Origin of the sequence: Pseudoxanthomonas sp., assembly GCF_002863005.1 — a bacterium.
Classification (GTDB): Bacteria; Pseudomonadota; Gammaproteobacteria; order Xanthomonadales; family Xanthomonadaceae; genus Pseudoxanthomonas_A.
Genome location: NZ_PKDG01000018.1, coordinates 128,508 through 145,420, shown reverse-complemented (window position 1 = coordinate 145,420; position 16,913 = coordinate 128,508). Strand labels below are relative to the sequence as shown.

At 69.1% G+C, this 16,913-nt stretch carries 14 protein-coding genes; 6 read left to right on the top strand and 8 right to left on the bottom strand.

Going from position 1 to position 16,913, the window contains the following annotated elements; all coding sequences use genetic code 11:
• The first annotated feature begins 43 nt into the window (after positions 1 to 43).
• Positions 44 to 1,825, top strand: coding sequence for a VWA domain-containing protein (locus CYU89_RS08495; protein WP_296280173.1), 1,782 nt, complete (start codon positions 44 to 46; stop codon positions 1,823 to 1,825).
• A 42-nt stretch (positions 1,826 to 1,867) separates the two neighbouring features.
• Here CYU89_RS08495 and CYU89_RS08490 read toward each other — a convergent pair whose 3' ends face one another.
• Positions 1,868 to 4,777, bottom strand: a complete 2,910-nt coding sequence (locus CYU89_RS08490) for an EAL domain-containing protein (protein ID WP_296280172.1) — start codon at positions 4,775 to 4,777, stop codon at positions 1,868 to 1,870.
• 263 nt (positions 4,778 to 5,040) lie between these two features.
• Between CYU89_RS08490 and CYU89_RS08485 the strand changes: the two genes are divergently transcribed.
• From CYU89_RS08485 to CYU89_RS08470, 4 genes are all read left to right on the top strand, one after another.
• Positions 5,041 to 5,595, top strand: a complete 555-nt coding sequence (locus tag CYU89_RS08485; RefSeq protein ID WP_296280171.1) for an RNA polymerase sigma factor — start codon at positions 5,041 to 5,043, stop codon at positions 5,593 to 5,595.
• Between the two features lie 2 nt (positions 5,596 to 5,597).
• On the top strand, positions 5,598 to 6,725 hold the full coding sequence (locus tag CYU89_RS08480) for a hypothetical protein (protein WP_296280170.1): 1,128 nt from the start codon (positions 5,598 to 5,600) through the stop codon (positions 6,723 to 6,725).
• A complete protein-coding gene (locus CYU89_RS08475) occupies positions 6,722 to 7,309 on the top strand; it encodes a YigZ family protein (protein WP_296280169.1) in 588 nt (195 codons plus the stop codon). Before CYU89_RS08480 ends, CYU89_RS08475 begins: the two co-directional genes overlap by 4 nt.
• A gap of 112 nt (positions 7,310 to 7,421) precedes the next feature.
• A complete protein-coding gene (locus tag CYU89_RS08470; protein ID WP_296280168.1) occupies positions 7,422 to 9,200 on the top strand; it encodes an ABC transporter transmembrane domain-containing protein in 1,779 nt (592 codons plus the stop codon).
• 96 nt (positions 9,201 to 9,296) lie between these two features.
• Here CYU89_RS08470 and CYU89_RS08465 read toward each other — a convergent pair whose 3' ends face one another.
• Positions 9,297 to 10,457, bottom strand: a complete 1,161-nt coding sequence (locus CYU89_RS08465; protein ID WP_296280167.1) for an acyl-CoA desaturase — start codon at positions 10,455 to 10,457, stop codon at positions 9,297 to 9,299.
• Positions 10,457 to 11,560, bottom strand: coding sequence for a ferredoxin reductase (locus CYU89_RS08460; RefSeq protein WP_296280166.1), 1,104 nt, complete (start codon positions 11,558 to 11,560; stop codon positions 10,457 to 10,459). Before CYU89_RS08460 ends, CYU89_RS08465 begins: the two co-directional genes overlap by 1 nt.
• A 102-nt stretch (positions 11,561 to 11,662) precedes the next feature.
• Here CYU89_RS08460 and fabR point away from each other — a divergent pair, with 102 nt between their 5' ends.
• On the top strand, positions 11,663 to 12,319 hold the full coding sequence (gene fabR / locus CYU89_RS08455) for an HTH-type transcriptional repressor FabR (protein WP_296280255.1): 657 nt from the start codon (positions 11,663 to 11,665) through the stop codon (positions 12,317 to 12,319).
• 12 nt (positions 12,320 to 12,331) lie between these two features.
• Here fabR and CYU89_RS08450 read toward each other — a convergent pair whose 3' ends face one another.
• The 5 genes from CYU89_RS08450 to CYU89_RS08430 all read right to left on the bottom strand — a co-directional run bounded on the left by CYU89_RS08450 (position 12,332) and on the right by CYU89_RS08430 (position 16,913).
• Positions 12,332 to 12,832 (bottom strand): L,D-transpeptidase family protein, encoded by a 501-nt coding sequence (locus CYU89_RS08450; protein WP_296280165.1) that lies wholly within the window; start codon positions 12,830 to 12,832, stop codon positions 12,332 to 12,334.
• Positions 12,829 to 14,454: an acyl-CoA dehydrogenase family protein gene (locus tag CYU89_RS08445; RefSeq protein WP_296280164.1), complete on the bottom strand. Its 1,626-nt coding sequence runs from the start codon at positions 14,452 to 14,454 to the stop codon at positions 12,829 to 12,831. The genes CYU89_RS08450 and CYU89_RS08445 overlap by 4 nt, the downstream gene beginning before the upstream one ends.
• Before the next feature lie 80 nt (positions 14,455 to 14,534).
• Positions 14,535 to 15,770 (bottom strand): NAD(P)/FAD-dependent oxidoreductase, encoded by a 1,236-nt coding sequence (locus CYU89_RS08440; protein ID WP_296280163.1) that lies wholly within the window; start codon positions 15,768 to 15,770, stop codon positions 14,535 to 14,537.
• Between the two features lie 99 nt (positions 15,771 to 15,869).
• The gene (locus tag CYU89_RS08435) at positions 15,870 to 16,076 is read right to left on the bottom strand and encodes a cold-shock protein (protein ID WP_055942196.1); all 207 of its coding nucleotides are present in this window, start codon (positions 16,074 to 16,076) and stop codon (positions 15,870 to 15,872) included.
• Between the two features lie 90 nt (positions 16,077 to 16,166).
• Positions 16,167 to 16,913: an S-methyl-5'-thioinosine phosphorylase gene (locus CYU89_RS08430; protein ID WP_296280162.1), complete on the bottom strand. Its 747-nt coding sequence runs from the start codon at positions 16,911 to 16,913 to the stop codon at positions 16,167 to 16,169.

Below are 16,913 nucleotides of genomic sequence, written 5' to 3'. Positions count from 1 at the left end.
ATCCCATGCGTTCGACTCCCCGTCCCACTCACGGAGTCACGCCATGTCGCACCGTCTGACCCTCACCCTGCTGGCCGTCGCCCTGTTGGCCGCGTGCCAGTCCAGCCCCACCGCGCACTCCACGTCCGACGCCGAGGCGGCCGCGGCCGCAGCTTCGGATAAGGCGCGTTTCGCCCGCCAGGCAGCGGAGGCGGCTTCGAACGAACAGGCCACGCTGGACAGCGTGGTGGTCACCGGGGAGCGCCTGCGCCGTGAACAGGCCAAGACCGCCATCGCCGGCGTGCAGGCCTATGCGCCTGCATCGCCGCCTCCCCCGCCAGCCCCGCCGATGGCGGTGCAGTACGCGCACGCTGCCGCCGTCCTGGCGCCGCAGGCCGACGCGGCCAACACCGAGAATTACGCGGAACGCAACGACAATCCGGTGCGCCGCACCGTGGACGAACCCGTGTCCACCTTCTCGGTGGACGTGGACACCGGCAGCTACAGCAATGTGCGCCGCATGCTGCGCGAGGGCCAACGACCCCCGGCCGATGCGGTGCGCGCGGAGGAATTCATCAACTACTTCCGCTATGGCCACGCCGCGCCGACCGACCGCAGCCGCCCGTTCAACGTGACCACCGAACTAGCGCCCGCGCCCTGGAACGCGCAGCGGCAGTTGCTCATGGTCGGCATCAAGGGCTACGACGTGCCGAAGGCGACCTTGCCGCCGGCCAACCTCGTGTTCCTGCTGGACACGTCCGGTTCCATGGAGTCGCCGGACAAGTTGCCGTTGCTGAAGCAGTCCTTCGCCCAACTGGTCCCGCAACTGCGTGCGCAGGACCGTGTCAGCATCGTGGTCTACGCGGGATCGGCGGGCCTGGTGCTGCCACCGACCCCCGGCAACCGGCACGATGAGATCCTCGGCGCGCTGGATCGCCTCCAGGCCGGCGGCAGCACCAACGGAGGCGACGGCATCCGCCTGGCCTATGCGATGGCGAAGCAGGCCTTCGTGAGGGACGGCGTGAACCGCGTGATCCTCGCCACCGACGGCGATTTCAACGTAGGCACGGTCAGCCAGGATGCGCTGGAGACGATGGTCGCCGACCAGCGCGCGTCCGGCATCGCGTTGACGACGCTCGGCTTCGGTACCGGCAACTACAACGACGCGCTCGCCGAGAAGCTGGCCGATGTCGGCGACGGCAATCACGCCTACATCGACACGTTGCAGGAGGGACGCAAGGTGCTGGTGGACGAAATGCAGTCCACGCTGTTGACCATCGCCCGCGACGTGAAGATCCAGGTGGAGTTCAACCCCGCCGTCGTGTCCGAGTACCGGCTGATCGGCTACGAGAACCGCGTGCTGGCCAATGAGGATTTCGCCAACGACAAGGTGGATGCCGGCGACATCGGCGCAGGCCATGAAGTCACCGCGCTGTACGAGATCACCCCGGTGGGCAGCGGTGCCGAACGGCTTCCCGCATTGCGCTATGGCGGCAAGCAGGCAGGCGAACGGGCGTCCGCCACCGAGGTCGCGCACGTGCGCCTGCGCTACAAGCTGCCCGGCCAGGACAGCAGCCGCCTGATCGAAACACCGATCGCACGCAACGCGCTGACCACGCAACCGAGCGACGCCTTCCGGTTTGCCAGCGCCGTGGCGGCCTATGCCGACCTGTTGCGCGGTGGCCAGCGCATCGATGGCTGGAATTGGGGTGACGTCGCGCGCGCGGCGCGTGCAGCGAAAGGCCGCGACCCATATGGGCTGAAGGGAGAGTTCGTCGACATGATCGACCAGGCCCACCGGCTGGTCAGGGCGGAAACCGGCAGGCCGGCCATCGCGGGCGAGTGAGCGGGCAGGGAGGGCGGAACCATCCCGCCCTCCCCCGCGGCATCACGCGGGGTCGGTCACGTGGGTCTGCTCGAGGCTCGCCGCCGGCCGGCCGAGCAGGTAGCCCTGCCCGAGGTGGCAGCCCAGTTCGATCAGCGACTGGCGCTGCTCTTCGGTTTCCACGCCCTCGGCGATCGTCTCGATCCCCAGCGTGCTGGCCAGCGCCAGGATCGCACGCACCAGCGCCAGGCTCTCCGGTCGCGCCTCGCTGCCCAGCCCCGACACGAAACTGCGGTCGATCTTCAGCACGGAAATGGGGAACCGGTGCAGGTAGGACAACGCCGAGAACCCGGTGCCGAAGTCATCCAGCTGCGCGAGGATGCCGTGCTGGCGCAACGTACGGAGGATACGCAGCGTGCGTGGCGCGTCGTCGAGCAGGGCGACCTCGGTGATCTCCAGCCGCAACCGCGACGGATCGGCGCCCTGCGCTTCGAACATGGCCAGCAGGCGGTCCCCGAAGTCCGGCGAGCGGAAGTGCCGCGGCGACACGTTGACCGAGATGTAGCCTTCCACGCCGCGCGCGATCTGGCGCACCACCTGCTCGTAGAGCAACCAGTCGACCTGCTCGATCAGCCCGCTGTCCTCGCCCAGGCCGATGAACTCGGCCGGCAACAACAGGCCGCGTCGCTCATGCTGCCAACGCAGCAATGCCTCATGGCCGATCACGCGCCCGTCGTCCATGCGGCGGATCGGCTGGTAGAACGGCAGGAAATCGCGATGGTTGATCGCCCGGCGCAGGTCGGCTTCCAGGTCCAGGCTCTGCATCGCGGCTTCGCGCATCGCCTCGTCGAACATGGCGCAGCGGTCGCGCCCCTGTTCTTTCGCGCGGTACATCGCGGCGTCGGCGTCGCGCAGAAGTTCTTCGCCATTGCGATAGCGCGGGTGCCAGACCGCGATACCCAGGCTGGCGGAGGGGAACAGTTCGCGCCCCGCCACCCACATCGGCAGGCCGAGCACCGCCAGCAGGCGCTGGGCGAAATCGCGCACGTTCTCCACGCCCTCGGCGTACTCGACGAGCAACGCGAATTCGTCGCCGCCCAGGCGCGCCACCATGTCCTCTTCGCGCACGCTCATGGTGATCCGGCGCGCGACTTCCACCAGCAGCTCATCGCCGGCGGCGTGGCCCATGCTGTCGTTGACCAGCTTGAAGCGGTCCAGGTCGAGGAAGAGCACCGCGAACGCCTGCCCGTCGCCATGGCGGGCTCGCTCGATGGCAGCGGCGAGCCGGTCCAGCAACTGCGGTCGGTTGGGCAGGCCGGTCAGCGCGTCGTGCGTGGCCTGGTGGGTCAGCTGCTGCTCGATGCGGAGGCGCTCGCCGATCTGCGCACGCAACTGGTGGTTGGCTTCGTTGAGTTCGCGGGTACGCTCGTCGACGCGGCGCTCGAGCTCGGCATGCGCGCTGCGCAACCGCTCCTGCGTGCGCTGGCGATCGAGTCCGTTGCCGATATGGTGCGCCACGAACGTCAACAGGTTCTGGTCGTGGGACGTGAACTTGGCTTCCTGGGAGTAGCTCTGCACGACCACCGTACCCACGACGTCCTCGCCCCGGAACAGCGGCACGCCCAGCCAGCTGTATGCCGGCGGGCCATGTTGCTGCAGCTTGCCGGCGTTCGCCAGTTCGCCGATCACCTCGCGATCGGCCAGCAACGGGCGGCCCGTGGCGATGACGTACTCGGTCAGGCCGTTGGTCATGCGACGCGCCTTGCGCATCGGGTCGCGTTCGTCGATCGAGTACGGGAAGTTCAACTGGCCGCCGTCGTCCGAGACCAGCGCGATGTAGAAATTGCGCGCGTCGATCAGCTCGTCCACCACCACGTGCACGTCGGCGTAGAAGCGCTCGAGGCTTTCGGAGGTGATCGCCAGCTCGGTGATGCGGAACAGTGCGCGCTGCAGCTTCTCGGCGCGCTTGCGCTCCATGATCTCCGCCTGGAGTTCGCGGTTGGCGCGCTGCAGTTCATGCGTGCGCACCGCCACCCGGTGCTCCAGCTCGACGTGCGCGTGCTTGCGGTCCAGCGCGGTGAGGATGTGCTGCGCGACATACCCCAGCAGCGCTCGGTCCTCGTCGGCGTAACTGGCCGGCGTGTCGTAGCTCTGCACCACGATGGCGCCGCAGACGCGGTCGTCGCGCCGCATCGGCACGCCCAGCCAGTCCAGGCTGTCCGGCCCGTGCGAGGGATCGCGCACCACGCCCAGCTTCTGCCGGATCACCGCCGACGGGCCGCGCAACGGCTGACCGTGGCGCAGCATCGCGAACGTCATGCTGTTGGCCATTTCCTCTTCGCCGAACTCGCGCTCGGGCTCGGCGATGTACGGGTCGCGCTGGTCGGCGAAATACAGGAACCGCACCGTGCGGCGCTGGTCGTCGTAGAGCACGATGTAGCAGTTCTCCGCATACATCAGCGAGTTCACCACCGCATGGATGCGCCGGAGCATCTCCGGCATCTCCAGGTCGGCACCGGCCAGGTCGGCGATCTCGTACAGCGCCTGCTGCAGGCGCTTGGATTTCTCGAGCGACACCACGCGGGCCTGTGCGCGCAACGCGTCCAGCGAAGTCACCAGCAGCGTGCGCGCCAGCAGCACCCAGGACGCCTCGTCGGCCGCCGCCAGCGGCTGCGGCAACGAGAAGGCCAGGGCGACGCGCGCATTGCCATCCGCGTTGTCCCAGGCGTGCACGCGCAGGTCCGCGTCGTCGCCATCGCCCGTGGCGTCCACCAGCGCGTGTTCCGCCCGCCGCTTCAACGCAGCCGAGGCGCCAGGCGTCGCGCCGTTGCCGTTCCCCAGCGCCCAGTCGCGCCAGCAGACCGCCAGCTCGGCGCCGGCCGGCAACAGCCCACGCAGGATCAGCGCGATGCGTTCCGCCGGCGAAGCGTCCGCGCTTGCCGTGTTGTCGGCGCTGATCGATGGCGTGAGCATGCCTTGGTCCCGATCGAGTCGGTGCGTAGTGTCTGGAAGTCCCCCGTGCCGAGCATACCGCCTGCCGCCCCCTGAACGGAAACGGGCGACACAACCCCGTGCAGCGCGATGGGCCGTTCTCTTCCCGCATGCGCGCCGTCCCTGCCCCCGCTGCCATGGCCACCCCGCGCCCGGCACCATGCGGGCACGCAGGGATGAACGCGGCGACCGTCGCGCGTCGCGCCGACTTCACGCGCGTACGTGGACCGCTTACGCTGGCGGCAGTGAACGACCTCGCAGAACCCGCCGACGAGACCCTGATGCTGGCCTACGCCGCTGGCGAAGCGTCGGCGTTCGAACAGCTGTACGCGCGGCACCGTGGCCCGCTGTATCGGTTCCTGCTGCGGCATCTTCGCGATGCCGCGCTGGCCGACGAGTTCTTCCAGGACACCTGGCAGCGCGTGATCAGCGCGCGCGAGGGCTGGAAACCGGACGCTCCGTTCGGGACCTGGCTGTACCGGATCGCGCACAATCGCCTGAACGACCATTGGCGGGCATCGAAGCACCGCCCTGCCGCGCCCCACGATGCGGACGAACGGACGGCGCGCGTACCCGATCCCGATACGCCGGAGCGCCAGCTGTCCGAATTCGAGCAACGGCGGCGGTTGCAGCTGGCCATGGATGAATTGCCGCCGGAGCAGCGCGAAGTGCTGCTGCTGCGCCTGGAACAGGAATTGACCCTGGAGGAGATCGGCGAGATCACCGGCGTAGGCCGGGAAACCGTGAAGTCGCGCCTGCGGTATGCGATGGACCGGCTGCGCACGAGGTTGAACGAATGAGCATGCCCCCCGAGCCCCTGACCCCGGAAGAGCGCGCCCTCGCGCAATCGCTGTCCCGCGTGGGACCGCAGGGTGGCCCCTCGGCCGACCTGGACGCACGCATCCTGGGGGCCGCGCGCGCCGCCGTGCAGCCTGCACGCACCCGCGGCGACCGCGTACCGACGGCACGCCGGCGCTGGCCGCTGGGCATTGGCGTGGCGGCGTCGGTCCTGCTTGCCGCCGGCATCGCGTGGCAGCTCCGTCCCACGCACGAGGTTCCGGTCGCCAGCGAGATGCCTTCCACCCCCGACTATCCGAGCGGCGGCGCATCCGCGGATCAGGAGGTTGCGGCAGCGGACGCGGGAGCTAACCCGGCTGCCGATGCCGCAGCGGCGGAACCTGCCCGGGTCGCCGAAGGACTCCTGCCCCCGCCGCCGGCGAAGGTACTCACCCCGCCTGCCGGACGCCCGGCCAGCGGGCCCGCACGCCAGAATGCGGAAGCGGCCGCGCGCCAGGAGGCCGCGCCCAAGCGTACCCCGCGTGCGCTGCTTCCCACCCCCATGCCCCCCAGCCCACCCGCGCCAGCCGCGCCCCCCCAGGCGTTTCCGGCCGAAACAGCGGATGCTTATGCGCGCACGTCCGCCGCCGACAGCAACGAGGCGATCGCCGAGACCGTGGCGCGTGAGCAGGAGCGCGAGCAGCGCATCGCCGTGAAGCAACAGCAGGAGCTTCGTGCCCGAGACAACGAGGAACGGCGCGAGGCCACCACCAAGGTTGACGATGGCGCCACCCTCGACACCATCTCAGTCACCGGCAGTCGGGTGAAACGGCGCGAGAACCAAACGAAGACCCGCGACATGGGCACCGTCCAGGCGCCGGTCGCTGCCGCCCCCCCGCCCCCGCCCCCCCCGGCCGCGAGCGCCGGCAGCGTCCAGCCCAGTGCCGCGCGCAACGCCCTGCGCCGCACCGACCTGCAGGTGCCGGTCGACGCGGATACGCGGCTGCCGCCGGAGGAGTGGCTGGACCGCATCCGCCTGCGCCGCGATCTGGGCGACGACGCGAATGCGCTGCGCAGCCTGCAATTGTTCGTACAGGAGCATCCGTTCCAGCGCGTGCCGGACGACCTTCGCCCCCTGCTCGGCAATCCGTGAGCGATACCCTCGCCGCACGCGCCTCGCACTGGCTCGAGGTGAAGCACAGCCGTTTTCTCGCACAGGGTGCGCCGGTCGCGTCGGCCGAGGCCGCCCTCGACTTCCTGCGCGACGTCGCCGATCCGGCCGCCACCCATAATTGCTGGGCCTACCGCATCGGCCAGGATTACCGTTCCAGCGACGACGGCGAGCCGGCCGGAACGGCGGGCCGGCCGATCCTCGCCGCGATCGATGGCCAGGGCTTCGATCGCGTGATGGTGGTCGTGACGCGCTGGTACGGCGGCATCAACCTGGGCGCGGGCGGCCTGGTGCGCGCTTATGGCGGGGCGGCGGCCGAGTGCCTGCGGCTTGCGCCGCGCGAGCCTTTGGTCGCACTGGCGACGTTGGCGCTGACCTGCCCGTTCGACGATCTCGGGCATGTGCACGCGGCCCTGATCGCCCATCAGGCGACGAAGCAGGACGAAAGTTTCGACGAGACAGGCGCCCGTCTGAGGGTGCAGTTGCCCGTGGATCGTGTGGAAGCCTTGAAAACCCAGCTGCGCGACGCCACCCGTAACCGGGTGCGCGTGGTGGAGTCCGCCTGAACCCGGCGGTGCGCATCAGGTGTTTGTGGAAGGGGCTTCCGGTACGGCGGAGGCAGGGCGGCCTAGCTGGGGCTGAAGCCTCTCCCACAACCGCTTTGAAGACGGATCCCCGATGAGCACACCGAGCGAGACCCCCGACAGCGCCTCTGCCGGACCGAAAGCCAAGCTGGGCACGCTGCGCGCGCTGTGGCCGTTCGTGCGCCGGCATGCCGGGCTGTTCACTGCCTGGCTGCTGGCTCTGGCTCTGGCGTCGGCGGCGACGCTGAGCCTGCCGGTCGCATTCCGCCAGATGATCGACAACGGATTCACCGATGGCGCGAACATCAATCGGGCCTTCCTCTTCCTGTTCGTAGTGGCGGTGGTGCTGGCCCTGGCGAGCGCGGCGCGTTTCTATTTCGTGTCGCTGCTGGGCGAAAAAGTGGTCGCGGACTTGCGCGGGCAGCTGTATGGCCACCTGATCGGCCTCGATGCCGAGTTCCATGACCGCACGCGCAGCGGCGAGCTGGTGTCCCGCCTTTCCGCGGACAGCGAACTGCTGCGCACGGTCGTTGCCACCAGCATGTCGGTCGCGTTGCGCAGCAGCGTCACCGTGATTGGCAGCCTGGCGATGCTCTTCTTCACCAGCCCTCGGCTGGCCGCATTCGCGCTGATCGGCATTCCGCTGGCGGTGCTGCCCATCGTGCTGGGCGCACGCCGACTGGAGAAGGCCTCCCGCGCCAGCCAGGACCGTGTCGCAGACGCCAATACGCTGGCCAGCGAAACGCTCGGTGCGGTCCGCACGGTGCAGGCGCACGCCCGCGAGCCGTACGAGCGCGGCCGCTTCGGCGACGCCATCGCGACCGCGGTCGACACGGCGCGCCGCCGTATCCGCGCGCAGGCGTGGGTGACTGCTGCGGCCATCACGCTGATCTTCGGCGCGATCACGCTGGTGCTGTGGTCCGGGGCGCATGATGTCATCGACGGCACGATGAGCGCAGGCACGCTGGGGCAGTTCGTGCTGTACGCCCTGATCGGCGGCGGCTCGGTCGGCGCCTTGGCCGAAGTCTGGAACGAACTTCAACGCGCCGCTGGCGGCATGGGCCGGATCGCCGAACTGCTCGATGAAACCCCGGCCATCCGCGCGCCGGCAGCGCCCCGCGCCCTGTCGGCGCCGGTCAAGGGCGAGATCCGGTTCGACCGCGTCGCGTTCCACTATCCCTCGCGTCCCGACCTGCCCGCGCTCGACGATTTCGACCTGACCGTCAACCCGGGCGAAACCGTCGCACTGGTCGGTCCCTCCGGTGCCGGCAAGAGCACGGTGTTCTCGATGCTGCTGCGCTTCCACGATGCGCAGGCCGGCTGCGTACGGATCGATGGCGTCGACCTGCGCGAGCTTGACCCGGCGCAGTTGCGCGAACAGATCGCCCTGGTGCCGCAGCAGCCCACCATCTTCGCGGCCAGCGCCGCCGAGAATATCCGCTACGGCAAGCTCGACGCGACCGACGCGGAACTGCAGGCCGCCGCCGAAGCCGCCGAAGCCGACGACTTCATCCGCGAACTGCCGGGCGGCTTCGAGAGCCAGCTCGGCGAACGTGGCGCACGCCTGTCCGGCGGCCAACAGCAGCGCATCGCCATCGCGCGCGCGCTGCTGAAGGATGCTCCCATCCTGCTGCTGGACGAAGCGACGAGCGCGCTGGACGCGCAGAGCGAGCGCGCCGTGCAGCACGCCCTGGAAAGGCTGATGGACGGGCGCACCACGCTGGTCATCGCCCACCGCCTGGCGACGGTGCTGAAGGCCGACCGGATCGTGGTGATGGACCGTGGCCGCATCGTGGCGCAGGGCACGCACGAAGCCCTGCTGGCGGAGGATGGCCTGTACGCGGAGCTGGCGCGGCTGCAGTTCCTCGACTGAGCCGGTACGCGGGCATGGCCCGCGCCTGCCGAGGCGGTGTTGTCGCCGTGCCGAAGCGGGCGATGCCCGCGATGCCCTTCGAAAAAAGATTCCTGCTTACGCTGCCGCGTCGGCCTGAACGAGCGGCACGAACTTCGGCGGCCGGCTGGGGAACGCGTGCCGCACGATGCGCCAGCACACCTGGCCGAACTGCGTGAGCAGCGTACCGGTGTTGTAGTGCTGGCCGTATCGCGCGCAGATGGCGCGCACTTCCTTGGCCATCTCCGCATACCGGTTGGCCGGGATGTCGGGGAAGAAATGGTGCTCGATCTGGTGGCTCAGGTTGCCCGACAGCACATTCATCAGGAAGCCGCCGCGCAGGTTGGACGACCCCCGCAGCTGGCGCAGGTACCAGTGGCCGCGCGACTCGTTCTTGATGCATTCCTTCGGGAACGTCTCCGCATTGGCGGTGAAATGCCCGCAGAAGATGATCACGTACGTCCACACGTTGCGCAGGCCGTTGGCGACCATGTTCCCCAGCAGCACCGGCAGGAAGAACGGACCGGCCAGCGCGGGATAGATCACGTAATCCTTCGCCAACTGCTTGCCCATCTTGCGCACGACCGGCGCCGATTTGCGGCGCAGCTGCGTGTTGGTCATCTTGCCGCTCCACCAGCGGCCCAGCTTCAGGTCCTGGATGGCGATACCCCACTGGAACAGCAGCGCGAACACGACCGCGATCGCCGGCTGCATCAGGTAGAACGGGCGCCATTTCTGCTCGGGGAAGATGCGCAGCAGGCCGTAGCCGATGTCGTCGTCCAGCCCGCGCACGTTGGTATAGGTGTGGTGGCGGAAGTTGTGGGTGTGCCGCCAGTTGTCGGCCGTACCGACGATGTCCCAATCGTAGGTCTTGCCGTCGAGCTGCGGGTCGCCGAGCCAGTCGTACTGGCCATGGATGACGTTGTGGCCCAGCTCCATGTTTTCCAGGATCTTGCCCAGGCCCAGCGACAGGGCGCCCAATGCCCACAGCACCCAGAACAGCCAGCCCACCGCGCTGTCGGCCAGCCACAGACCACCCGCCACCGCCGCTGCGAACAACAGCACGCGGCCGCCCAGGTTGGCGAAACGCACCGCCTTGACGACGTTGCGGATGTAGCGCGCGTCACGTGCGCCGAGCGTGGCGACGGTCTGCGCACGCAGGGCGTCGAGCTCCTCGCCGAACCGATCCAGTTCGTCGGCGCTGAGCTTGCGGTTGCGGGGAAAGGAGGACGTGGCCATCAGAGATCCAGCTCGAGGTCGGTGGCGGCGCTGTGGATGCACAGCTTCAATGCCTGGGTGGGTTCGTGGATCAGCGCGCCGCTGGGCAGGTGGCGCGTGCTGCCGGCGGACTTGCCGCAGGCGCAGGTGTTGCAGATGCCCATGCGGCAGCCCGACGGCGGTTTCAGGCCCTGTTGCTCCAGAGCGACCAGCAGGGATTCGCCGCGCGGCACGCGCAGTGTGCGACCGCTGCGTTGCAGGCGGATGTCGACCTCGCCTTCATCCACCACCGTCACCGGCGCCGCCGTGAAGGCTTCGGCCTGGAAGCTGGCCACGCGGGAGGCCAGCAGGTGGCGAGCGGCGTCGACGAACCCGCCGGGGCCGCAGGCCATGACCTGCTGCGCGGACAGGTCGCCGGCCTGCGCGGTGAGCAGCGCGTCGTCGATGCGGCCTTCCGCTTCGTCGCCGGCCGCTGCGGCATCCCGCGTCAGCAGCAGGCGGAAGCGGAACGCCGGATGCGCCGACGCCAGTGCACGCAGCTCGTCGAGGAAGCAGGCTTCCTCACGTCGGCGCACCCAGTACAACAGGGTCAGGTCGACCGGCATGCCCTGCCCGGCCAGCTCGCGCACGAGCGCCATCAGCGGCGTGATGCCACTGCCCGCCGCCAGCAACAGGAACGACCCGCGGGGCGAGGCTGGCAGCGTCATCTCGCCGAAGGCCGGTCCCAGATCGACGATGTCGCCGATGCGGGCGTCGCGGCTCAGGTACTGGCTGACGCGGCCGCCTTCGATGGCCTTCACGGTGATCGGCAACAGGCCGTCCGCGCGCGGCGGTGAGGTCAGGCTGTAGCTGCGGGTCACGCGGATGCCGTCGATTTCGATACCCAGGTTCACGTGTTGCCCGGCGCGGTGGCCGGCCCAGTGACGGTTGGGCTTGAACAGCAGCGTCACGGCATCGGCCGATTCGACCTCGCGCGTCACCAGCCGGGCCAGCGGGCGCTCCCATGTCCAGGTGCGGTGGAAGCGGCTGGCCCAGAAATCGAAGATATCCGGCTTCACCAACGGGCGGAGCAGGCGTTTCAGGGGACCGGGCCGGCGGGGGGGCGGACGGATCTGAGCATTCATGGCCTCACTATACCGCTGTGAAGACGCATGTGTATACACTTGTATATTAATTTACGGGGCTATGATGCCCCTACCCTTCCGTATGCCCGGCGCCCTCGCGTGATCCCGAACCCGCAACCGCAGCTCCAGGACGACCACGGCCCCGGCCGCAAGGCGTCCATCTCGCGCGAGGACCTGATGGCGGCCGCCCTGAAACTGGTCGGCCCGCACCGCAGTGTCTCCACCCTGAGCCTGCGGGAGGTGGCCCGCGAGGCCGGCATCGCGCCCAACAGTTTCTACCGCCAGTTCCGCGACATGGACGAACTGGCGGTGGCGCTGATCGACCTGGCCGGCCGTTCGCTGCGCAAGATCATCGGCGAGGCGCGCCACCGGGCCACCAGCAGCGACCGCAGCGTGGTGCGCGGCTCGGTGGAGGCGTTCATGGAGCAGCTGCGCGCCGACGACAAGCTGCTGCACGTGCTGCTGAGGGAGGGCAACGTCGGTTCCGATGCGTTCAAGCATGCGGTGGAGCGCGAACTGCAGTTCTTCGAGGAAGAACTGTGCATGGACCTGGTGCGGCTCGCCGCGCGCGACAACGCCCCGCTGCACGAACCCGCGCTGGTCTCCAAGGCGATCACCCGCCTCGTGTTCGCGATGGGCGCCACCGCGATGGACCTGCCCCCCGAGAAGGATCCGGAGCTGATCGAGCAGCTCTCGGAAATGGTCCGCCTGATCATCACAGGATCGCGCGCCCTCGCTGCGCGCGGCGGCGCCCGCTGATCCGCCACCATCTCAGGGCAGGATGCGGATCGGCGTGCCGACCGGCACCCGCTGCCAGATGGCGTCCATCTCTTCATCGGTCACGGCGATGCAGCCTTCCGTCCAGTCCACTCGCGAACCGGGTGGCGTCGCGCCGTGGATCATGATGTCGCCGCCGGGATCGACGCCGCGGGCCTCTGCCTGCTGTCGGTCGGCGTGGTCCGGATAGGAGATGCGCAGCGACAGGTGGAAGCGGCTGCGCTCGTTGCGGTAGGTGATGCGGTAATCGCCTTCGGGCGTCCGCTGGTCCCCTTGCTGCCGCTTGTGCCCGACCGGCGCGCCGCCCAGCACGATCCGATAGCGGGCGATGACGTGGCCGGCGCGCAGCAGGTCGAGGCGCCGCTGCGCCTTGTAGACACGGATCGCGTCTGCCCGCTGCGCGGCGGGCACCAGGGCGGGCGGTGATGTCCCGGCTTCATGCGCCTGCGCTGTCATCCCGAACGACGACAGCAGGATGAGCAGCCAGCGACTCATGCCGGCAATGCCCGTGCGAGGAGTGCGGCCGCATCGACGTCGGCGGGCAGCGTGCCGAATACCGCGCCATGCTCGCCACCGAGGCGGCTGCGGACGAACAGCGGTGCCGCAGGGCTGCCGGTCCGCAGCAGCACGGCGGCCTGCAGCGCGAGCGCCAGCCGCTCGACGAGCATCCGTGCGCCGGCCTCCTGCATGGACGCCAGACCGGTGCGCAGTCGCTCGACGAAGACGTCGTAGGCCGGGTCGATGCCGCCGGCGGACGCCAGTTCGCGGGTGACCGCATCGGACACGCCGGCATCACGTGCCAAGGCACGCAACACGTCCAGGCACTGGATGTTGCCGCTACCCTCCCAGATCGAGTTGAGCGGCGCCTGTCGGTATAGCCGCGGCAGCATCGACTCCTCCACGTACCCTGCACCGCCCAGGCACTCCTGCGCCTCGTTGACTACGCCGGGCGCGCGTTTGCATACCCAGTACTTGCCCACCGCGGTAGCGAGGCGCGCAAAGGCCGCTTCGTGCGCGTCGCGCGCAGCGGCATCCACCGCACGGGCGACGCGCAGCGAGAATGCCGTGGCAGCCTCGGATTCCAGCGCGAGGTCGGCCAACACGTTGCTCATCACGGCATGGTCGACCAGCGGCCGGCCGAATGCGACGCGATGGCGCGCATGGTGCAGGGCTTGCGCCAGCGCCATGCGCATTTCCGCGGCCGACCCCACCATGCAATCCAGGCGCGTCAGCATCACCATCTCGATGATCGTGGCGACACCTCGCCCCTCCTCGCCCACACGCCACGCTCGCGCACCCGTGAATTCCACCTCGCTGGACGCGTTGGCCCAGTCGCCCAGCTTGTCCTTCAGGCGCATCAGCCTGAAGCCGTTCTTGCTGCCGTCGTCGCGGCGGCGAGGCATCAGGAAACAGGTCAAGCCCCCCGGCGCCTGCGCAAGCACCAGGAAACCGTCGGACATCGGAGCCGAGAAGAACCACTTGTGGCCTACCAGCGCATACGTGTCGTCCCGCTGCGGGGTGGCGACGGTGGCGTTCGTGCGCACGTCCGAGCCGCCCTGCTTCTCCGTCATTCCCATGCCGAGGGTGATGCCGGCCTTGTCGACGATGGGCACATCGCGCGGGTCGTAATGGGGTGCGGCGGCCTTCGTTGCCCATTCGCTAAGGCGGCTTTCGCGCGCCAGCACGGGCACGGCGGCGTGGGTCATCGTCAGGGGACAGCTGGTGCCCGCCTCCGCCTGATGGTGCAGATAGCTGAGTGCAGCGCGCGCGACATGCGCGCCGGGCGCCGGCGCGTGCCACGACAGCCCGGCGACACCGTGCGTCTTCGCCACGTCCATCAACCGGTGATAGGCGGGATGGAACTCGACCAGGTCGATGCGACGGCCCGAACGGTCATGCGTGCGCAGGCGCGGCCGGTCGCGGTTCGCGTCGAACCCGAGCCGATACAGCTCGTCGCCCGCGAGTGCGCCGTAGCCGGCAAGCCGCGCAGCGAACGCCCCGCCTCCTTCGCCTACCACGGCCTCACGCAGCACCCCGTCGTCCTTCCACAGGTCGCGCGGCTCGAACGGCGGCGGCTGGTTTTCGACACGATGCGTTTCGAAGGGGGACTCGTCCATCACCGGCTCCTGCTGACGCGTCCGATTCTCGCGCAAATCACCGCGTGGCGCGGCCGGCAGGCGGGTCGCCGCCGTCCTGCCTAGGCCGATGGTGCCACGTCGCCGAGTGCGCGCAGGAAGTCCGCCTTCAGCTTCAACGTGCCGAAGAATCCGTGCTGCGTGCCGCTCAACACCCGCAGCATGTGTCCCCGCCCGCCAGGCAGTCGACCGGCCGGCAGGAAGGCGACGTCACGCGCGTGCGCCACCCAGTCGCGGTCGGACTGGAAGATCGGGGTCAGCCAGCGGCTCCAGAACTGATAGACCCCGACATGCGCCTGCCGCTGCCGCTGGTAGGCGTGCAGCGCGGCGGGAACACCGGTGTGCGTGCGCAGCGCGTCGCGCAACGCCATCGCATCCATCAAGGCCATGTTGACGCCCTGCCCGAGCTGCGGACTCATCCCGTGGGCCGCATCGCCCACGACGACGAGCCGGTCGCGGTGCCACCGGCCCAGGGTGATGTCGCGATAGCTGGCGCGCGCCAACTGGTCGGGATCGAGGGTGTCGGCGAGGCGCGCGTCCGCCTCGGGCCACAGCTGAGCGATCTCGTCGCGCCAGGCGGGCAGTCCACGCGTGCGCCAGTCATCGAAATCGGCGATGGGCAGGCTCCAGAAGAAGCTCAGCCGCGGCGTGTCGTCACCGGGCCGCGTGCCTACCGGCAGCAGGCCGATCATCTTGCGTGCCGCCACGTAACGCTGCCGAAGCTCATCGCCCCAGGCCCAGTCGCCTTGCGGCACCAGCCGCCACAGTGCGCCCCAGGGGTAGACCGCTTCGCGCTTCACCGCACCGGTGGCGCCGCGCAGCTTCGACGCCGATCCGTCCGCCGCGATCACCAGATCGAACGGACCATGCCAGCGGCCGTGCTGGTCGCGGATGCGGCGTGTATCGTCACCGACCGTTTCGATGGCGTGGCCCCGATGCACCTCACCGTGCGCCGCCCAGGCCTCCGACAGTAGCGAGAACAACGCGCCACGTTGCATGCCCAGGCCGAACAGCCGGGCATCCAGCCCGGCGTAGCGCATGTCCATCACCGCACGACCGCAGGGCGTCTCACCGTACAGGCGGTTCACTCGTCGGCCGTGCGCCATCACGTCCTGCAGCAACCCCAGTTCCCACAGCACCTGCAGTCCGGTGGGCTGCAGCAGGAAACCGGCGCCGACCGGCCCCAGTTCCGGTGCTCGCTCGAACACCTCCACCCGGTGTCCGTCACGCGACAGCAGCACCGCTGCGGCCTGGCCCGCAGTGCCGTAGCCGATGATCGCGATGTGCTGTGCATCCATGGCGCGGAGCGTCCCTTGGTCGTGCGGCGAACCGGTGCAGCGGAAACGACAGGCGTTAAAAAACCCCGCCGGAGCGGGGTTCAAGAAAATCGTCTTGGATCAGGCTGCCGGCGTGATGTTGGATGCCTGTGCGCCCTTCGGGCCCTGGGTCAGCTCGTAACTGACGCGCTGGCCTTCCTGCAGGCTGCGGAAGCCCTTGCTGTTGATGGCGGTGTGGTGCGCAAAGACATCGGCGCTGCCATCTTCTGGCGCGATGAATCCGAAGCCCTTGGCATCGTTGAACCATTTCACGGTACCGTACGGCATAGCGCTTGTATTTCCTTTTCTGGATGCGGGTGGAATGTGTGGCATGACGTCACACCCGCCGAGTATGCAAAGCCCGGCGCGCGTTGACAATCACCCTCGCGCCAACGCGGCCACCAAGGCGGGGATGCCGGCAGAGGCGGCGGCGACGTTCGCCAGCACCTCCTCCATCGTGATCTCTTCATCGGTGCCGCAGCCGGCGGCCCAGTTCGCGACGATCGCGAGGCAGGCGTATTCCAGGCCCATTTCCCGTGCCAGGCCTGCTTCCGGCATGCCCGTCATGCCGACCAGGTCGCATCCGTCGCGACGCATCCGACGGATCTCCGCACGCGTCTCCAGGCGCGGCCCCTGGGTAGCGCCGTAGCAACCGCCATCGACCAGGGCGACACCCGCCTCATGCGCGGCCGCCAGGATCTGCTGACGAAGTAAATGCGTGTATGGATCACCGAAGTCCACATGCAGCACGTCCGTCCCGGGCTCCTCGCAAACGGTCGAGACACGACCCCAGGTGTAGTCGATCAGCTGGTCCGGGCATGCCAGCACGCGCGGACCGCAGGCATCGGTGATGCCGCCCACGGTGTTCAACGCCAGCACGCGCGTCGCGCCGAGGTCCTTCAGCGCCTGCAGGTTCGCGCGGTAGTTGATCTTGTGCGGCGGCACCGAATGACCCTCGCCATGGCGCGCGAGGAAGGCCACACGCTGGCCGTCCAGCAGCCCGACACGGACCGGACCGGACGGCGCGCCGAAGCGCGTGTCGAGGTCATGGGCCTGCACGTCCTGCAGGTCCGCCAGCTTGTAGACGCCGGTACCGCCGATGACGGCGAGCGCGATGTCGCCCAT